Consider the following 19245-nt stretch of genomic DNA (forward strand, 5'->3'; position numbering starts at 1 on the left):
CCGGCCTGCGCCGCAAGAAACGAAGCCCGGCTTGCGCCGGGCTTCTTCATGTGCGAGCAGCCGCCGTCAGATCCTCACTCGAGCGCGCCCGAGCCGAAGATCTCGGTGTTGATGCGTTCCGGCGTGACGCCGAGCGCGACCAGCGCATCGCGTTGCGCCTTCATGAACGCGATCGGGCCGCAGATGTAGTAGTCGGCATCCGGCACCAGCGCATCGTGCTTCACGCGCTCCGGCGTCAGGCGCCCCTCGAGGTCGTGATCGACGCCGACCCGGTCGGTCGGCCCCACCAATTCATACAGCACCGTGCGCTTGACGTTCGCGTGTTCGCGCACCGTATCGTTCAGCCAGTCGCGGAACGCATGCACCGCGCCCGACCGGCATGCGTGGACGAACCGTACTTCACGCGTGCTGCCTTCGCCGACCAGCGTCGAGGCCATCGACACCATCGGCGTGAGCCCGACGCCGCCCGAGATCAGCACGACCGGCGTATCGACGCCGCGCTTCAGCGAGAATTCGCCCATCGGCGCGGTCACCTCGACGATCGCGCCCTCCTCCACGCCGTCATGCATCAGCGTCGACACCTTGCCGGCCGGGATCGCTTCCGGCTGGCCGGCCTCGCGCTTCACCGAGATGCGCAGCCACTTGCCGTGCGGCGCGTCGGACAGGCTGTACTGGCGCGGCTGATCGACGCCGAGATCGCCGACGAAGCGCTTCACCGTGACGTACTGGCCCGGCGCGAAGGTCGGCGCGTCGCCGCCGTCGGCGGGCGTCAGGTAGAACGACGTGATCTCGTCGCTCTCACGCACCTTGCGGGCAACCCTGAACGGACGGAAGCCGCTCCACGCGGCGCCCGCGTACAGGTCGGCCTCGGCGCCGATCAGGATCTGCGCGAGCTGGCCGTACGCGACGCGCCATGCCTCGAGCGTCTCGGCGTCGACCGCATCGCCGAGCACTTCGACGATCGACGCGAGCAGGTTCTCGCCGACGATCGGGTAATGCTCGGGGCGGATGTTCAGGCTCGCGTGCTTGTGCGCAATGTGCGACACCGCCCCGCCGAGCGCGCCGAGGTTGTCGATGTTCGCCGCATACGCATAGACCGCCTTCGCGAGCGTTTCCGGCTGGCTGCCGGTCTTCTGGTGCGTCTGGTTGAACAGGTTCTTCAGTTCCGGATGCCGCGCGAACATGCGCTGGTAGAAATGCTTCGTGATCGTCGCGCCGTGCACGGCGAGGACAGGGGCAGTGGCCTTCACGCGAGCCATCTGGTCAGCGGTGATGTGGGTCATGTTCGTTCTCCGTTAAACATGCTCACACGATACATCTTTAAAAACAGACGTCCGTCGGGCAAATTGTCGCAGTGCGGAAACACGACGCCGGGGGTCAGCGGACGCGCCCGCGCTCCCACAGCACGTCCGAGCCGCCATCCGCGCGGTTCAGCACACGCGCCAGCACGAACAGCAGGTCCGACAGCCGGTTCACGTAACGCCGCGGCGCATCATTGAGCGTGTCGGTGCGCCCGAGCGCGACGATCGAGCGCTCCGCGCGGCGGCACACCGTCCGGCAGACGTGCGCGAGCGACGCCGCGCGCGAGCCGGCCGGCAGGATGAATTCCTTCAGCGGCGGCAGCGTCGCGTTGTAGTCGGCCAGCCACGTGTCGAGGCGCGCGAGGTGTGTGTCGTCGAGCACCGCATGGCCGGGAATGCACAGCTCGCCGCCGAGATCGAACAGGTCGTGCTGGATCGTGACGAGCGCCGTGCGCACGTCGCCCGGCAGCGTCTCGGCGAGCAGCACGCCGAGATTCGAGTTCAGTTCGTCGACGTCGCCGATCGCGGCGATCCGCGCGTCGTCCTTGCCGATGCGCCGGCCGTCGCCGAGGCCGGTGGTGCCGTCGTCGCCCGTGCGTGTCGCGATCTTGCTCAAGCGGTTGCCCATGCGAATGTCCTCTCGTGCGCGGCCGCGATGCGGCCCGGTTGGGTTGGTACGCGATTATCGCAGCCTGCGGCGGCGGGCGCAGCGGGCGTTCCAGCGTAGAATGGGCCGAAGGTTTGACAAGCAGTCGTCAGGAGACGTTCGTGAATCACCCTGCCCCGCCGGCCACCACGCGCCGCCCGCTGCCCCCCGCCATGCTCGATGCGCTGCGCGCCGCCTTCGGCGAGCGCGTGTCGACCGCCGACGCCGTCCGCGCCCATCACGGCCGCGACGAATCGCCGTTCGATCCGCAACTGCCCGACGCCGTCGTGTTCGCCCGCAACGCCGATGAAGTCCGCCAAGTCGTGTCGCTGTGCGCGCTCTACAGCGTGCCGCTGATCCCGTACGGCGCCGGCTCGTCGCTCGAAGGCCATCTGCTCGCGGTGCGCGGCGGCGTCTCGCTCGACTTGTCGGAAATGAACCGTGTGCTGTCGATCAACGCGGAAGACCTGACGGTCACGGTCGAACCGGGCATCACGCGCAAGGCGCTCAACGAAGCGCTGCGCGACACCGGCCTGTTCTTCCCGATCGATCCGGGCGCCGACGCCAGCATCGGCGGGATGACCGCGACCCGCGCATCGGGCACCAACGCCGTGCGCTACGGAACCATGCGCGAGAACGTGCTCGGCCTGACCGCCGTGCTCGCCGACGGCCGCGTCGTGAAGACGGGCTCGCGCGCGCGCAAGTCGTCCGCCGGCTACGACCTCACGCGCCTGTTCGTCGGCTCCGAAGGCACGCTCGGCGTGATCACCGAGATCACGCTGCGCCTGCATCCGCTGCCCGAAGCCGTGTCGGCCGCGATCTGCACGTTCCCGTCGATGGGCGACGCGGTGCGCACGGTGATCGAAACGATCCAGATCGGCGTGCCGATCGCGCGCGTCGAATTCGTCGACGCGCTCGCGGTGCGCTCGATCAACCGCCATTCGAACCTGACGCTCGCCGAAGCGCCGACGCTGTTCTTCGAATTCCACGGCACCGAGGCCGGCGTGAAGGAACAGGCCGAGCTCGTGCAGGCGCTCGCGGGCCAGAACAACGGCCAGGGCTTCGAATGGGCGACCCGCCCCGAGGACCGCACGCGGCTCTGGGCCGCGCGCCACAACGCGTACTTCGCGATGCTGCAGCTGAAGCCCGGCTGCCGCGCGGTGACGACCGACGTGTGCGTGCCGATCTCGCAGCTCGCCGCGTGCGTCGAGGAAACCGAGATCGATCTGCGCGCATCGTCGCTGCCCTGCCCGATCGTCGGCCACGTCGGCGACGGCAATTTCCACGTCGCGATCCTGATCGATCCCGACAAGCCCGAGGAAATCGACGAAGCCGAACGCATCAACGACCGGATCGTCGAGCGCGCGCTGCGCCTCGGCGGCACCTGCACCGGCGAACACGGCGTCGGGCTGCACAAGATGCGCTTCCTGCCGAAGGAGCACGGCGACAACGCGATCGACGCGATGCGCGCGATCAAGCTGGCGCTCGATCCGCGCAACCTGATGAATCCCGGCAAGATCTTCACGTGCTGACACGGCGGCGCGCCGCCGCGCCCCGGCTGGAGACCCAATGAACGCTTCCGTCGAACTGTCGAGCGCGACCCGCGCGCAGCGCCAGCGCGAAGTCGTGCAGGCGCTGATGGCCGTGCTGCCGACGCATTGCCTGCTGTTCCGCGACGAAGACACCGCGCCGTACGAATGCGACGGCCTGTCGGCGTACCGCCGGCTGCCGCTCGCGGTCGCGCTGCCCGAAACCGAATCGCAGGTGCAGCGGATCGTGCAGATCTGCCGCCGCATGGAAGTGCCGATCGTGCCGCGCGGCGCCGGCACGAGCCTGTCCGGCGGCGCGCTGCCGATCGCGAACGGCGTCGTGCTGTCGCTCGCGCGCTTCACGCGCATCGTCGAGGTCGATCCGTACGCGCGCACGGCCACCGTGCAGCCCGGCGTGCGCAACCTCGCGATTTCGGAAGCCGCCGCGCCTTACGGGCTGTACTACGCCCCCGATCCTTCGTCGCAGATCGCCTGCACGATCGGCGGCAACGTCGCCGAAAATTCCGGCGGCGTCCATTGCCTGAAATACGGGCTGACGGTGCACAACGTGATGCGCGTGCGCGCGGTCACGATCGACGGCGAGGTCGTCGAATTCGGCTCGCTCGGTCTCGACGCGCCGGGCCTCGACCTGCTCGCGGTGATGATCGGCAGCGAAGGGATGTTCGCGATCGTCACCGAAATCACGGTGAAGCTGATCCCGAAACCGCAGACCGCGCAGCTCGTGATGGCAAGCTTCGACGATGTCGTGAAGGGCGGCGAGGCGGTCGCCGCGATCATCGCGTCGGGCATCATCCCGGCGGGGCTGGAGATGATGGACAAGCCGGCCACCCAGGCCGTCGAGGCGTTCACGCACGCGGGCTACGACCTCGACGCGAAGGCGATCCTGCTGTGCGAATCGGACGGCACGCCCGAAGAAGTCGCGGAGGAAATCGTCCGCATGACGGCCGTGCTGCGCGAGCATGGCGCGACGCGCATCCAGGTGTCGCGCAACGAAAGCGAGCGGCTGCGCTTCTGGTCCGGCCGCAAGAACGCGTTCCCGGCCGCCGGGCGCATTTCCGCCGACTATTACTGCATGGACGGCACCGTGCCGCGCCGTGCGATCGGCCCGCTGCTCGCCCGCATCGAGCAGCTCGAGACGCGCTACGGGCTGCGCTGCATCAACGTGTTCCATGCCGGCGACGGCAACATGCATCCGCTGATCCTCTACAACGCGAACGATCCGGACGAGCTGCACCGCGCCGAGCAGTTCGGCGCGGAAATCCTCGAATGCTGCGTGGAATTCGGCGGCAGCGTGACGGGCGAGCACGGCGTCGGCATCGAAAAGCTGAATTCGATGTGCGTGCAGTTCTCGCCGCAGGAGCGCGATGCGTTCTTCGCGGTCAAGCGCGCGTTCGATCCGGCCGGGCTGCTGAATCCCGACAAGGGCATCCCGACCCGCGCGCGCTGCGCCGAATACGGCCGCCAGCACGTGCGCGGAGGGCTGCTGCCGCACCCCGACCTGCCGCGCTTCTGAGCGCCGCGCGGTGCGCGGCCCGTGCCGCCGCGCGGGCCGCGATGTGCCGCCCTGCCCGCGCCGGCCGTGCGCGCGGCGACGCCCGCATGCATTCGTCATGCGCGGCTTAGGGATAGTCGCGATGTGGATTCGCGCCACCCCGGTACAATCGACCGGACAACAACGAGGCAGCAATACAACATGGAAGAGGACGACATCGTCGCCGGATGGGCCGAACGCGTCCGCGCCGCCAGTGCCGACGGCCGGCCGCTGCGGATTCGCGGCGGCGGCACCAAGGACTGGTACGGCCAGGCGCTGGACGGCGAAATACTCGACACGCGTGCGTTTCAGGGCGTCGTGTCGTACGACCCGGCCGAACTCGTCGTCACGGTCCGCGCGGGCACGCCGCTCGCGCAGCTTGAAGCCGTCCTCGCCGAGTGCGGCCAGATGCTGCCGTTCGAGCCGCCTCACTTCGGCCGCGCGGCCACCGTCGGCGGCTGCGTCGCGGCGGGCCTCGCGGGGCCGCGCCGCGCGACCTGCGGCGCGCCGCGCGATTTCGTGCTCGGCGTCACGCTGATGAACGGCCGCGGCGAAGCGCTGCGCTTTGGCGGGCAGGTCGTGAAGAACGTCGCCGGCTACGACGTGTCGCGGCTGATGGCCGGCTCGCTCGGCACGCTCGGGCTGATGCTCGAGCTGTCGATCAAGGTGCTGCCGGTGCCCGTCGCCGAAGTCACGCTGAAGTTCGAGATGACCGCGACCGACGCGGTGCGCAAGCTCAACGAATGGGGCGGCCATCCGCTGCCCGTCAGCGCGAGCGCGTGGCGCAACGGCACGCTCGTGCTGCGGCTGTCGGGCGCCGAGGCGGCCGTGAAATCGGCGAAGACGCTGCTCGGCGGCGAAGTCGTCGACGCGGTCGAGGCCGAGCGCTTCTGGGCCGGCGTGCGCGAGCACACCGACCCGTTCTTCAACGGCATCCCGCCCGGCTATGCGCTGTGGCGGCTCGCGCTGCCGTCGATCACCGAACCGATGCACCTGCCCGGCACCCAGCTGATGGAATGGGGCGGCGCGCAGCGCTGGTGGATCACCGACGCCGACGCGCAGACGGTGCGCATGAGCGCAAAGCAGGCCGGCGGCCATGCGACGCTGTTCCGCGCGGGCGAGTCCTACGACCGCAGCGCGGGCGTGTTCACGCCGCTGCCCGCGCCGCTGATGAAGATTCACCGCGGGCTGAAGGCTGCGTTCGATCCCGCGCGCATCTTTAATCGCGGCCGGCTTTACCCTGATCTTTAGGGTCTGTTTATATATGGAACGCACATGCGAATGCCCGAAATCGCGCGTAGGGCAAGAAGTGAGGAGCGCCGTTTGGCCGAGCCAAACAAGCGACGAGCGACGCCGCCATACGGGCGATTTCGGGCATTCCCGTGGAATGAATCTTTTGATTAGGGGTTGCCACGAGAACGGCCGCTCGCCGCGTTGCGCTCCTTGCGAATACGCCAGTATTCGCGGCGTCACGCGCCTCGCGAGCGGCCGTTCTCGTGGCAACGCATGCGCGTTCCATATATAAACAGACCCTAAGATCGATGCAAACGAACCTCGCCGATTTCATCCGCAATACGCCCGACGGCGACGAGGCCGACGCGATCCTGCGCAAGTGCGTGCATTGCGGCTTCTGCACCGCGACGTGCCCGACCTATCAGCTGCTCGGCGACGAACTCGACGGCCCGCGCGGCCGCATCTACCTGATCAAGCAGATGGTCGAAGGCGCGCCCGTCACGCGCAGCACGCAGCAGCACCTCGACCGCTGCCTCACCTGCCGCAGCTGCGAGACGACCTGCCCGTCGGGTGTCCAGTACGGCCGGCTCGTCGAAATCGGCCGCAAGCACGTCGAGGCGCAAGTGCAGCGCCCCGTGCAGCAACGGCTCGTGCGCCGCGTGCTCGCCAGCCTCGTGCCGAACGCGGCGCTGTTCTCGCCGCTCATGCGGCTCGGCCAGCACATGCGGCCGCTCTTGCCGAAACGGCTGCGCGACAAGGTGCCGCCGCGCACGCGGCTGCTCGAATGGCCGCAGCGCCCCCATTCGCGCAAGATGCTGATGCTCGCCGGCTGCGTGCAGCCGTCGATGCTGCCGAACATCAACATCGCGACCGCGCGCGTGCTCGACGCGCTCGGGGTCGAGACGATCGTCGCGCCCGACGCGGGCTGCTGCGGCGCGATCCGCCTGCACCTGAACTATCACGACGAGGCGCTCGACGACGCGCGCCGCAACATCGACGCGTGGTGGCCGTACGTCGAGCAAGGCGCCGAAGCGATCGTGATGAACGCAACGGGCTGCGGCGCGACGGTGCTCGAATACGCGCACCTGCTGCGCGACGATCCGGCCTACGCGGAGAAGGCGCAGCGCATCGTCGCGCTGACGCGCGACATCTCCGACGTGCTGCTCGCGTTCGAGGCCGAGATCGCGACGCTCGCGCGGCGCCGCGCGATCCATACCGTCGCGTACCACCCGCCGTGCACGCTGCAGCACGGCCAGCAGTCGCGCGGCAAGGTCGAGCGCCTGCTCGAGACGCTCGGCATCGACGTGCGGCTGCCGGCCGACAGCCATCTGTGCTGCGGCTCGGCCGGCACCTATTCGCTGACGCAGCCGTCGCTGTCGTACCGGCTGCGCAAGCAGAAGCTGCTGAAGCTGCAGGCACTCGAGCCGCAGATGATCGTGTCCGGCAACGTCGGCTGCATCGCGCACCTGCAAAGCGGCACGCAGATTCCGGTCGCGCACTGGATCCAGCTCGTCGAACATCTGCTGTACGGCTGACGCGGATGGCCGGCCCCGCCGGCGCCCCGTCCGTATAATGGGCGAACCGATGCGGCGCGTGCCGTGCCGCACCCGCTGCCGCATTCGTCGCCATTCGCCGCCGTACTCGCTTCCCGTGCCTGCTTCCGTGCCCGTCATGTCCGATTTCGCCGTCCGTCTCGATTCCGTTCACCGCCGCATCGCCGACGCCGCCCGCGCGGCCGGCCGCGATCCCGCCACCGTCTCGCTGCTCGCCGTGTCGAAGACGTTTCCCGCCGACGACGTGCGCGCCGCGCATGCGGCCGGCCAACGCGCGTTCGGCGAGAACTACGTGCAGGAATCGATCGACAAGATCGACGCGCTCGCGGATCTGCGCGCCGCGCTCGAATGGCATTTCATCGGGCCGCTGCAATCGAACAAGACGCGCCCGGTCGCCGAACGGTTCGACTGGGTCCATTCGGTCGACCGGCTGAAGATCGCGCAGCGCCTCGCCGAACAGCGCCCCGCGCACCTGCCGCCGCTCAACGTATGCGTGCAGGTGAACATCAGCGGCGAGGCGTCGAAGAGCGGTGTCGCGCCGGCCGACGTGGCCGACGTCGCGCGCGCGGTCGCCGCGCTGCCGGCGCTGCGCCTGCGCGGCCTGATGGCGATTCCCGAGCCGGCCGGCGATATCGATGCGCAACGCGTGCCGCATCGCGCGCTGCGCGCGCTGTACGACGCATTGCGTGCCGACGGCCTGCCGCTCGACACGTTGTCGATGGGCATGTCCGCCGATCTCGAGGCCGCGGTGCTCGAAGGCGCGACCATCGTGCGCGTCGGCACCGCGATCTTCGGCGCCCGCGATTATTCGCGCTGAGCGCCGCCCTTTTCCGCCTTCCCGTTCACTCACTTGCTCAATTCGACACCATGAAAATCGCATTCATCGGCGGCGGCAACATGGCCGCGGCCCTGATCGGCGGCCTGATCAAGCGCGGCGTCGCCGCTGACGGCCTGTATGCCATCGACGTCAACGAAGACGCCCGCGCGCGCACCGCGCAGCAGTTCGGCATCCGCACCGGCGCGGCCGTCGACGCGACGCTCGCGGACTACGACGCGATCGTGCTCGCGGTGAAACCGCAGGTGCTGAAGGACGTCGCGCAGGCGCTCGCGCCTCACCTGAAGTCGCAGCTCGTGATCAGCATCGCGGCCGGCATCCGCGGCACCGACCTCGCCCGCTGGCTCGGCGACTACGCACGCGTCGTGCGCACGATGCCGAACACGCCGGCGCTGGTCGGCATGGGCGTGACGGGCCTCGCCGCGCTGCCGGGCGTCGACGCGGCCGGTCGCGAGCTCGCGTCGAACGTGCTCGGCGCGGTCGGCGAGATCGTCTGGTTCGACGATGAAGCGCAGCTCGACGCGGTCACGGCGATCTCGGGCAGCGGCCCGGCGTACGTGTTCTATTTCATCGAAGCGCTGCAGGAAGCCGCGCGCCGCCTCGGTATGAACGACGAACAGGGCCGCGCGCTCGCGGTCGCGACGTTCGCGGGCGCCGCGCAACTCGCCGCGCAGTCGGGCGAACCGGCGAGCGTGCTGCGCGAGCGCGTGACGTCGAAGGGCGGCACGACGGCCGCCGCGCTCGCGTCGTTCGACGCGCAAGGCGTGAAGGAAGCGATCGTGCGCGGCGCGCTCGCGGCCGAGGCACGCGCGAAGGAAATGGGCGACGAGCTCGGTCGCGCGTAAGCGCCGCGTCGTCGGCCGGGCTTGCCCGGCCGCGCCAACAAAAAAAGCGGCCACGGCCGCTTTTTTGTTGGCATCGCGCACCGGCGAGGTGCCCGTACCGCTTCAGTTGGCAGCCGGCCCCGCCAGCAGGTAATGCACGGCGATCCCCGCGAACAGCACGCCGCCGAGCCAGTTGTTGTGCCGGAACGCCGCGAAGCACGGCATCCGCTCGCGATCCTTGATCAGCGTGTAGTGATACAGCGCGCAGCCGACCGCCGCCGCCCAGCCGGCCCAGTACGCGAGACCGAAGCCGAGCGTCACGCCGATCCACACGTAGATGCCGAGCGTCACCGCATAGCACGCCATCACGGCCGCGACGTCGAAGCGGCCGAACGTCAGCGCGGACGTGCGAATGCCGATCTTGATGTCGTCGTCGCGGTCGACCATCGCGTATTCGGTGTCGTACGCGACCGACCAGAAGATGTTCGCCACCAGCATCACCCACGCGAGCATCGGCACCGTGTCCTGCACGGCCGCGAACGCCATCGGGATGCCAAAGCCGAACGCGATGCCGAGATACGCCTGCGGAATCGCGAAGAAACGCTTCATGAACGGGTACGAGCCGGCGACGAACAGCGCGACGACCGACAGCTCCTTCGTCAGCGTGTTGAGCGGCAGGATCAGCAGGAACGCGATGAACGACAGCACCACCGCGATCGCGACGGCTTCCCATGCGCGGATCTTGCCCGACGTCAGCGGCCGGTCGGCCGTGCGCTTCACGTGACGGTCGAAATCGCGGTCGGCATAGTCGTTCATCGCGCAGCCGGCCGAGCGCATCAGCAGCGTGCCGAGCGCGAAGATCACCAGCAGCGGCCAGCGCGGATGACCGTCCGACGCGATCCACAGTGCGTTGAGCGTCGGCCAGAGCAGCAGCAGGCTGCCGATCGGCTTGTCCATCCGGACGAGCCGCAGATACAGGGGAAAGCGGGCGAGCATGGCGAACCACCGGGAAGAGAATCCCGGCATTTTAGAGCCGAGCGGCGGTTCGCGTCATGTCGGGACGGCCCGCAGCCGGGTGCGGCGGCGCGCGCGCAGGCTGCTCGGGCCCGCTGCACGCGGCCGAGCAGCCGCATACGTCGATCAGGGGACAGATGCATGGGCGGTGCGCAGCCCGCCCTGCCGACATTCGATGCCGATGCAGGCAATCCGACCCCGCTTCGACTTCGGGACACCGCCCGGTTGCCGATCACCCGCTGACACCGGCCGCACGACGCACGGCCGGTCACCCCGGATTCAGGCAAGCAGCGACCGCAGCATCCACGCAGTCTTTTCATGCGTCTGCAGGCGCTGCGTCAGCAGGTCGGCGGTCGGCTCGTCGCTCGCCGCATCGGCGATCGGGAAGATTTCGCGCGCGGTGCGCACGACCGTCTCGTGCCCTTCGACGAGCTGGCGGATCATCTCTTCGGCCGCCGGCACGCCGTTCGCTTCCGGCACCGACGACAGCTTCGCGAAATCCGCGAACGTGCCCGGCGCGACGACGCCGAGCGTGCGAATGCGCTCGGCGACCAGGTCGACCGCGAGCCACAGTTCGTTGTACTGCTCTTCGAACATCAGATGCAGCGTGTTGAACATCGGCCCGGTGACGTTCCAGTGGAAGTTGTGGGTCTTCAGGTACAGCGAAAACGTATCGGCGAGCAGACGCGACAGGCCGTCCGCGATCTTCTTGCGGTCCTTGTCGCTGATGCCGATGTTGATCTGCGTGGCGTTGCCTTTCCTGGCCATCTTCGGGACTCCTCATTCGAAATGTTGAACCGGCGAAAACGCGTCGAGCAATCCGCACGCCGCGCCGTGCGGCATCCGTTCGCGACGTGCCAGTCTAGCGCGGCGCGCGATTCGCTGCGCTCAGCCGCCGGCGCTCGACACGAGCGGTGCAAGCGCGTGCAGCGCCTGCGCGACCAGCTCGGCCGCACCGCCGATGACGATCGCGAAACCGACGATACGGCGCGCCAGCTCGGCCGGCGTGAACGCGGCGCGCATGTTCAGCATCATTTGCGTCATGGTCGTCACTCCTTCGACAAGACCTTGAATCGGAAGAAAAAACGGCCGGTCGTGCGACCGGCCGTTTCACGTTACAGCGTGACTGCGTCAGCGCATCGCGACTTTCACGCGAGGTCGAAGCGGTCGAGGTTCATCACCTTGTTCCAGGCCGCGACGAAATCGCGCACGAACTTCTCGTGCGCGTCGGCGCTGCCGTACACCTCGGCCAGCGCCCGCAGCTGCGAGTGCGAACCGAAGATCAGGTCGACGCGCGTGCCGGTCCACTTGACCTGGCCCGTCGCCCGGTCGCGCCCTTCGAACACGTCGTTCGCGGCCGACACCGGCTTCCACTCCGTGCCCATGTCGAGCAGGTTCACGAAGAAGTCGTTGGTCAGCGCGCCCTGACGATCGGTGAACACGCCGTGCTTTGCGTCACCGACGTTCGCGCCGAGCACCCGCAGGCCGCCGACGAGCACCGTCAGCTCCGGCCCGCTCAGCGTCAGCAGCTGGGCCTTGTCGACCAGCAGCGCCTCGGCCGGCGTCTTGTACGCGTGCTTCAGGTAGTTGCGGAAACCGTCCGCAACCGGCTCGAGCACGGCCATCGCCTCGATGTCGGTCTGCTCTTGCGACGCGTCCATCCGGCCCGGTGCGAACGGCACCGTCACCGCGACACCCGCGTTCTTCGCGGCCTGCTCGACGCCGGCTGCACCGGCGAGCACGATCAGGTCGGCGAGCGACACCTTCTTGCCGCCCGTCTGCGCATCGTTGAACGCCTTCTGCACGCCTTCGAGCGTCTCGAGCACCGCGGCAAGTGCCGCCGGCTGGTTCACTTCCCAGTCCTTCTGCGGGGCGAGGCGGATGCGCGCGCCGTTCGCGCCGCCGCGCTTGTCCGAACCGCGGAACGTGGAAGCCGACGCCCACGCGGTCGACACGAGCTGCGCGACCGACAGCCCCGACGCGAGCACCTTCGCCTTCAGCGCCGCGACGTCGGCGGCGTCGATCAGCGGGTGGTCGACGGCCGGGATCGGGTCTTGCCACAGCAGTTGCTCGGCCGGCACTTCCGGGCCCAGATAGCGCGCACGCGGACCCATGTCGCGGTGCGTGAGCTTGAACCAGGCGCGCGCGAACGCGTCGGCGAACTCGGCCGGGTTCTCGTAGAAGCGGCGCGAGATCTTCTCGTAGGCCGGGTCGAAACGCAGCGACAGGTCGGTCGTCAGCATCGTCGGGCGATGCTTCTTCGCCGGATCGAACGCATCGGGAATCACCTCGTCGGCGCCCTTCGCAACCCACTGGTGCGCGCCGGCCGGGCTCTTCGTCAGTTCCCATTCATAGCCGAACAGGTGCTTGAAGAAGTCGTTGCTCCACTTCGTCGGTGTCGACGTCCACGTGACTTCGAGGCCGCTCGTGATCGCGTCGCGGCCCTTGCCCGATGCGTACGTGCTCTTCCAGCCGAGGCCCTGCTGCTCGATGGCCGCCGCTTCCGGCTCGGGGCCGACGTTCGTAGCGGGGCCGGCGCCGTGCGTCTTGCCGAACGTGTGGCCGCCGGCGATCAGCGCAACCGTCTCTTCGTCGTTCATCGCCATCCGCGCGAACGTCTCGCGGATGTCGCGGGCCGCCGCGACCGGGTCGGGGTTGCCGTCGGGGCCTTCCGGGTTCACGTAGATGAGGCCCATCTGCACGGCCGCGAGCGGGTTCTCGAGATCACGGTCGCCCGAGTAGCGGCTGTTCGGGCCGCCGCTCAGTTCCAGCCAGATCTTTTCCGAACCCCAGTAGACGTCGTCCGGTTCCCATGTGTCGACGCGGCCGCCCGCGAAGCCGAAGGTCTTGAAGCCCATCGATTCGAGCGCGACGTTGCCGGTCAGGATCATCAGGTCGGCCCACGAGATGTTGCGGCCGTACTTCTGCTTGATCGGCCACAGCAGCCGGCGCGCCTTGTCGAGGTTGCCGTTGTCCGGCCAGCTGTTCAGCGGGGCGAAGCGCTGTTGCCCGCCGCCCGCGCCGCCGCGGCCGTCGGCGGTCCGGTACGTGCCGGCGCTGTGCCAGGCCATCCGGATGAACAGGCCGCCGTAGTGGCCGAAGTCGGCCGGCCACCAGTCCTGCGACGTGGTCATCAGCGCCTGCAGATCGCGCTTCACCGCCGCGAGGTCGAGCTTCTTGAACGCTTCCGCGTAGTCGAAATCCTTGTCCATCGGATCGGACAGCGCCGAGTGCCGGTGCAGGATGTTGAGATTGAGCTGGTTCGGCCACCAGTCCCTGTTCGACGTGCCGCCGGCCGCCGTATGGTTGAACGGACACTTCGATTCGGTCGACATGCTTTTTTCTCCTTTGCTTGACTCGTAAGCCCCCACTTGCCGGGCGCGGTTCATGGAGCATTGCGGGGGATGAAACGGAACAGGTTGATCCTGTCGTACTACGGGGTGTCAGGCCGCGCGGCCTTCGATGCGGGTTGCGGGACTTCGGACATGCAACGCTCCCTCATGGCTGAACGGCGGTGAGTCGGGGAACATCGAACCTGCATGCAACGGCACTCATCCGCCATACGTACGGTCCGCCAGGTACGCGAACGCAATCGGGCGCAGGCTCCGGGCCGCGGCCCTCGCACGATTGACGACCTCGTCGCGCGACGGGATGTTCCGCTGCGCGTGCTGCAGTACCGACCGCATCATGACATCCTCCTTTGACGCTTGCATTCAACGTGCGAATCGAACCGCCGATCCGACGCAATCCATGGAAATGATTCTAATTACGTCTATCGATAATTTGAATTTAATAAATTTCATCTATTCGATAGGCAAAAATAAACGGGGTCGCCAGACCCCGTTCATCCGCCTGCCTCGGGAGCACCGCTCCCTGATCAGTTCACTCAGTTCATCGTCGCCGGCATGTCGAGCTTCGCGACGCCCGGCAGCTCGCACGCGGCGATCGCCTCGCTGATCGCGTCGATCGCGGGCATCCGCGTGAAGCTCTTGCGCCACACCAGCACGACGCGGCGATCCGGCACCGGTTCGTTGAACGGCACGTACGACAGCAACTCGGCGTCGGGGCCGTTCGCGCGCGGACCAACCTCGGCGACCGACATCCGCGGCAGCACCGTGATGCCGACGCCGCTCGCGACCATATGGCGAATCGTTTCGAGCGATGAGCCCTCGAAGGTCTTCTGGATGCCGTCGGCCGTCTGCGAGAAGCGCATCAGCTCCGGGCACACGCCGAGCACGTGATCGCGGAAGCAATGGCCGTTGCCGAGCAGCAGCATGGTTTCCTGCTTCAGGTCCTCGGCGTCGATTTCCTCGCGCTTCTCCCACGGATGGCCGGCCGGCAGCGCGACGACGAACGGCTCGTCGTACAGCGGCCGCACCATCAGGCCGGTTTCGGGGAACGGCAGCGCCATGATCGCGGCGTCGATCTCGCCCTGCTTCAGCAGTTCGAGCAGCTTCAGCGTGTAGTTTTCCTGCAGCATCAGCGGCATCTGCGGCACGCGCTGGATCATCTGCTTGACGAGCGTCGGCAGCAGATACGGCCCGATCGTGTAGATCACGCCGAGCCGGAACGGGCCGACGAGCGGGTCCTTGCCCTGCTTCGCGATCTCCTTGATCGCGAAGGTCTGCTCGAGCACGCGCTGCGCCTGCGTGACGATCTGGTCGCCGATCGGGGTCACGCTCACTTCGCTCGCGCCGCGCTCGAAAATCTGCACGTTGAGCTCGTCTTCGAGCTTCTTGATCGCCACCGACAGCGTCGGCTGGCTCACGAAGCACGCTTCGGCCGCGCGACCGAAGTGCCGTTCGCGCGCGACCGCGACGATGTATTTCAATTCAGTCAGGGTCATTGTGGGTCAATCAGGGATATACAGGCGATAGGTTTAATTTATACACCCGTTGGCACCGGTTCGCCAAGTTTCTCTGTATCGCAACACGCCGAATCAGCGCTGCATGGCGGTTTTAAATCCGACCCTGAATGCGCGAATCAGGCCTTCAGATATTGCTCGCGCGCGCCGAGCCAGCGGGCGAGATGCTGCGTGACCACGTCGGGATACGCGGCGATCAGCCGCGCCGCCGCGTCGCGGGCCGGATCGATCAGCCAGCCGTCGGTCTCGAGGTTCGCGAAGCGCAGCATCGCCGCGCCGGACTGGCGCGCGCCGAGGAATTCGCCGGGGCCGCGGATCTCGAGGTCGCGCCGCGCGATCTCGAAGCCGTCGGTCGTCTCGCGCATCGTCTTCAGCCGCTCGCGGCCGGTCAGCGACAGCGGGCCCGTGTACAGCAGCACGCACACCGACGCCGCGGTGCCGCGCCCGACGCGGCCGCGCAGCTGGTGCAACTGCGCGAGGCCGAAGCGCTCCGCGTGCTCGATCACCATCAGCGAGGCATTCGGCACGTCGACGCCGACTTCGATCACGGTCGTCGCGACGAGCAGTTGTACGTCGTTGCGCGTGAAGGCCTCCATCACGGCCGCCTTGTCGGCCGGCGACAGCCGCCCGTGCACGAGCCCGACCTTCAGCTCGGGCAGTGCCGCGGCCAGCGTTTCATAGGTTTCGACGGCCGTCTGCAGCTGCAGCGTCTCGCTCTCCTCGATCAGCGGACACACCCAGTACACCTGGCGGCCGGTCAGCGCGGCCTCGCGCACGCGGGCGATCACCTCCTCGCGCCGCGCGTCGCCGACGAGGCGCGTCAGCACCGGCGTGCGGCCCGGCGGCAGCTCGTCGATCGTCGACACCTCGAGGTCCGCGTAATACGTCATCGCGAGCGTGCGCGGGATCGGCGTGGCCGACATCATCAGCTGGTGCGGCTGGAAATCGCGCGCGCCGTTAGCCGCGTTCGCGGCCTTCGCGCGCAGCGCGAGACGCTGCTCGACGCCGAAGCGGTGCTGCTCGTCGACGATCACGAGGCCGAGCCGCGCGAATTCGACGGTGTCCTGGATGATCGCGTGCGTGCCGATCACGAGCTGCGCGGTGCCGAGCGCCGCGGCCTCGATCGCCGCGCGCTTCTCCTTCGCCTTCAGGCTGCCCGCGAGCCATGCGACCGTGACGCCGAGCGGTTCGAGCCACGCGCGCAGCTTGCGCGCATGCTGTTCCGCGAGGATTTCGGTCGGCGCCATCAGCGCGGCCTGGTAGCCGGCGTCGATCGCCTGCGCGGCCGCCAGCGCCGCGACGACCGTCTTGCCGCTGCCGACGTCGCCCTGCAGCAGCCGCTGCATCGGGTGCGCGAGCGTGAGGTCGTGCGCGATCTCGTCGACGACGCGCGACTGCGCGCCCGTCAGCGTGAACGGCAGCGCCGCGTAAAGGCGTGTGGTCAGCGCATCGGCATCGGTCGCGACGCGACGCGGCATCGCGGGCGCCGCGCGCGTGCGGCGCTCCTCGTGCGCGCGCTTGAGCGACAGTTGCTGCGCGAGCAGCTCCTCGAACTTGATGCGGGTCCACGCCGGATGCGAGCCGTCCATCAGTGCGGCTTCGTCGGAATCGACGGCCGGGTGGTGCAGGATGCGCACGGCCTGCGCGAGCGTCGGCACGCCGAGCGGCTTCAGGTAGTCGCGCTCGATCTCGGGCGGCAGCAGCTCGGGCAGCGGCGTGCGCTCGACCGCGTTCTCGATCGCCTTGCGCAGATACGCCTGCGACACGCCGGCCGTGCTCGGATAGACGGGCGTGAGCACCTGCGGCAGCGGCGCATCGGCCTCGACGACGCGCACGGCCGGATGCACCATCTCCATCCCGAAGAAGCCGCCGCGGACGTCGCCGCGCACGCGCAGCCGCTGGCCGACGGCCATCTGCTTGACCTGCGAGCCGTAGAAATTGAGGAAGCGCAGCACGAGCTGCTCGCCGTCGTCGTCCTGGATCTTCACGACGAGCTGCCGACGCGGCCGGTACGCGACCTCGTTGTCGAACACGACGCCTTCGGTCTGCGCGATGCCGCCCGGCAGCAGTTCGCCGATCGGCGTGAGCGTGGTTTCGTCTTCGTAGCGCATCGGCAGATGCAGCACGAGATCGATCGAGCGCGTGAGGCCGAGCTTCGCGAGCTTGTCGACGGTCTTCACGGGTTTGTCGGCGGCCGGCTTCTTCTTGCGTTTCGCACCGGATGGTCCCGCTGCACCCGCTGCACCCGCTTCGTCGCCTCCCGCGCCCGGTTCGGCGTCGGGTGCGGCAGCGGCCGGCTGCGCGAGCCGCCCGTCGGCACCGCGCTTCGGGCCCGTGCGCCGCGGCGCGATACCGAGCGGTGACTCGTGCTCCCCCGCGCTGCGCGCGGGTAACGCGGCATCGTCCGCGTCGAACGGATCAGCGGAATCGGCAACGGCGGCGGTGGAACGGCGTGGTGACACAGGCATCGGATCGTCTGGGTGCTTCGCAAGGCAAGTACAATAGCGGCTTTCACGTCGTCCGAACGAACGACGCCGGCCAGGCCGCGCATCCCGCCATCATAGCGGCTCGCGCGCCACATTCATGCGTTTCCGCCTTGTCGGCGGCGCCCGCCGGCCGTTTCGAACCAGCCCGCATGTTCACGCTTTCCGATTTCGATTTCAATCTGCCTCCCGAGCTGATTGCGCAAACCGCGCTGCCCGACCGTACCGCGAGCCGCCTGCTCGAGGTCGACGGCACCGTCGAGCCCGCGCGCCTCGTCGACCGCCGCTTCGCCGAGCTGCCGTCGTGCATCGCGCCCGGCGACCTGCTCGTGTTCAACGATACCAAGGTCCTGAAGGCACGCTTCTTCGGCCAGAAGGCCAGCGGCGGCAAGATCGAGGTACTGATCGAGCGCGTGACCGGCACGCACACCGCGCTCGCGCAGATCCGCGCGAGCAAGTCGCCGGGCGCCGGCACGACGCTGCGCCTCGCCGACGCGTTCGACGTGACGGTCGGCGAGCGCGTCGAGCCGTTCTTCACGCTGATCTTCCCCGAGCCGTGCCTCGACCTGATCGAGCAGTTCGGCCGCCTGCCGCTGCCGCCCTATATCGAGCACGATCCGGACGCGACCGACGAAACGCGCTACCAGACCGTCTATGCGAGCAATCCGGGCGCGGTCGCCGCGCCCACGGCCGGGCTCCATTTCGACCAGCCGCTGCTCGAGCAGCTCGACGCGATGGGCGTCGAGCGCGCGACGCTGACGCTGCACGTCGGCGCCGGCACGTTCCAGCCGGTGCGCGTCGAGAACCTCGCCGAGCACAAGATGCACAGCGAGTGGTATGACCTGCCGCAGTCGCTAGTCGACAAGATCGCCGCGACCCGCGCGCGCGGCGGCAATGTGATCGCGGTCGGCACGACCTCGATGCGCGCGCTCGAAGCCGCGGCGCGCAGCGCCGACGAAGCCGGCCGCCCGCTCGCGGCGACGCAGGCCGAGACCGACATCTTCATCACGCCCGGCTACGCTTTCCGGATCGTCGACCGGCTCGTCACGAACTTCCACCTGCCGAAGTCGACACTGCTGATGCTGGTGTCGGCGTTCGCGGGCGTCGAGACGATCCGCGCCGCGTACCGGCACGCGATCGACGCACGCTACCGCTTCTTCAGCTACGGCGACGCGATGCTGCTCACGCGGCGCGACACGCCGGAGGCGCCGCGCGCGTAAGCGCGGCAGGTGCGAAGACACGCCGGCCCGCGACCGCGCTGCGGCCGCTGCGCGTCGCGCCGTCGCGCCGTTGTCCCCGCGCCGTCGCCCCCGTTTTGCTGCGGTACGCGCTACGATGGCGCGCACCCGCTTTTCCCCGCCGCCGGTTGCCCGGCGGCGTTTCCAACATGCGCCGGACTGTTCTCCGGTGG

15 protein-coding genes are annotated in these 19245 nt (G+C 68.5%); 7 read left to right on the forward strand and 8 right to left on the reverse strand.

Features of this window, described 5'->3' with window-relative positions; all coding sequences use genetic code 11:
• Window positions 1-74 precede the first annotated feature (74 nt).
• Together hmpA and DID99_RS22355 are read right to left on the reverse strand one after the other, a co-directional pair.
• A complete protein-coding gene (gene hmpA / locus DID99_RS22350) occupies window positions 75-1283 on the reverse strand; it encodes an NO-inducible flavohemoprotein (protein ID WP_124667555.1) in 1209 nt (402 codons plus the stop codon).
• Window positions 1284-1377: 94 nt separating this feature from the next.
• Window positions 1378-1929, reverse strand: a complete 552-nt coding sequence (locus tag DID99_RS22355) for a cob(I)yrinic acid a,c-diamide adenosyltransferase (RefSeq protein WP_124667556.1) — start codon at window positions 1927-1929, stop codon at window positions 1378-1380.
• Window positions 1930-2069: 140 nt separating this feature from the next.
• Between DID99_RS22355 and DID99_RS22360 the strand changes: the two genes are divergently transcribed.
• The 6 genes from DID99_RS22360 to proC all read left to right on the forward strand — a co-directional run bounded on the left by DID99_RS22360 (window position 2070) and on the right by proC (window position 9494).
• Window positions 2070-3479: an FAD-binding oxidoreductase gene (locus tag DID99_RS22360; protein WP_124667557.1), complete on the forward strand. Its 1410-nt coding sequence runs from the start codon at window positions 2070-2072 to the stop codon at window positions 3477-3479.
• A gap of 37 nt (window positions 3480-3516) precedes the next feature.
• Entirely contained in the window at window positions 3517-5010 is a 1494-nt protein-coding gene (locus tag DID99_RS22365; RefSeq protein WP_044844032.1) for an FAD-linked oxidase C-terminal domain-containing protein, read from the forward strand.
• Window positions 5011-5190: 180 nt separating this feature from the next.
• On the forward strand, window positions 5191-6279 hold the full coding sequence (gene glcE / locus DID99_RS22370; protein ID WP_124571186.1) for a glycolate oxidase subunit GlcE: 1089 nt from the start codon (window positions 5191-5193) through the stop codon (window positions 6277-6279).
• A 290-nt stretch (window positions 6280-6569) separates the two neighbouring features.
• The gene (gene glcF / locus DID99_RS22375) at window positions 6570-7796 is read left to right on the forward strand and encodes a glycolate oxidase subunit GlcF (RefSeq protein WP_044844030.1); all 1227 of its coding nucleotides are present in this window, start codon (window positions 6570-6572) and stop codon (window positions 7794-7796) included.
• Window positions 7797-7932: 136 nt separating this feature from the next.
• A complete protein-coding gene (locus DID99_RS22380) occupies window positions 7933-8631 on the forward strand; it encodes a YggS family pyridoxal phosphate-dependent enzyme (protein ID WP_124667558.1) in 699 nt (232 codons plus the stop codon).
• Between the two features lie 50 nt (window positions 8632-8681).
• Complete coding sequence (proC, locus tag DID99_RS22385) at window positions 8682-9494, forward strand: pyrroline-5-carboxylate reductase (protein ID WP_124487970.1); 813 nt, start codon at window positions 8682-8684, stop codon at window positions 9492-9494.
• Window positions 9495-9596: 102 nt separating this feature from the next.
• On the opposite strand, the gene ubiA is transcribed toward proC, so the two are convergent.
• The 6 genes from ubiA to recG all read right to left on the reverse strand — a co-directional run bounded on the left by ubiA (window position 9597) and on the right by recG (window position 17819).
• Complete coding sequence (ubiA, locus tag DID99_RS22390; RefSeq protein WP_124487971.1) at window positions 9597-10469, reverse strand: 4-hydroxybenzoate octaprenyltransferase; 873 nt, start codon at window positions 10467-10469, stop codon at window positions 9597-9599.
• Between the two features lie 297 nt (window positions 10470-10766).
• Window positions 10767-11255 carry a non-specific DNA-binding protein DpsA gene (gene dpsA, locus DID99_RS22395; protein WP_044844027.1) on the reverse strand — a complete coding sequence of 163 codons (489 nt, stop codon included), beginning with the start codon at window positions 11253-11255 and terminating at the stop codon, window positions 10767-10769.
• A 120-nt stretch (window positions 11256-11375) separates the two neighbouring features.
• The gene (locus tag DID99_RS37360) at window positions 11376-11531 is read right to left on the reverse strand and encodes a hypothetical protein (protein WP_185500316.1); all 156 of its coding nucleotides are present in this window, start codon (window positions 11529-11531) and stop codon (window positions 11376-11378) included.
• 104 nt (window positions 11532-11635) lie between these two features.
• Window positions 11636-13822 (reverse strand): catalase/peroxidase HPI, encoded by a 2187-nt coding sequence (gene katG, locus DID99_RS22400; RefSeq protein ID WP_124667559.1) that lies wholly within the window; start codon window positions 13820-13822, stop codon window positions 11636-11638.
• A gap of 551 nt (window positions 13823-14373) precedes the next feature.
• Window positions 14374-15333, reverse strand: coding sequence for a hydrogen peroxide-inducible genes activator (locus tag DID99_RS22405; protein ID WP_044844025.1), 960 nt, complete (start codon window positions 15331-15333; stop codon window positions 14374-14376).
• A gap of 137 nt (window positions 15334-15470) precedes the next feature.
• Entirely contained in the window at window positions 15471-17819 is a 2349-nt protein-coding gene (gene recG, locus DID99_RS22410) for an ATP-dependent DNA helicase RecG (protein ID WP_124667560.1), read from the reverse strand.
• A 167-nt stretch (window positions 17820-17986) separates the two neighbouring features.
• On the opposite strand from recG, the gene queA reads away from it, so the two are divergent.
• A complete protein-coding gene (gene queA, locus DID99_RS22415) occupies window positions 17987-19054 on the forward strand; it encodes a tRNA preQ1(34) S-adenosylmethionine ribosyltransferase-isomerase QueA (protein ID WP_124487974.1) in 1068 nt (355 codons plus the stop codon).
• Window positions 19055-19245 lie beyond the last annotated feature (191 nt).

The organism is Burkholderia sp. Bp8986 (assembly GCF_003854225.1).
Classification (GTDB): Bacteria; Pseudomonadota; Gammaproteobacteria; order Burkholderiales; family Burkholderiaceae; genus Burkholderia.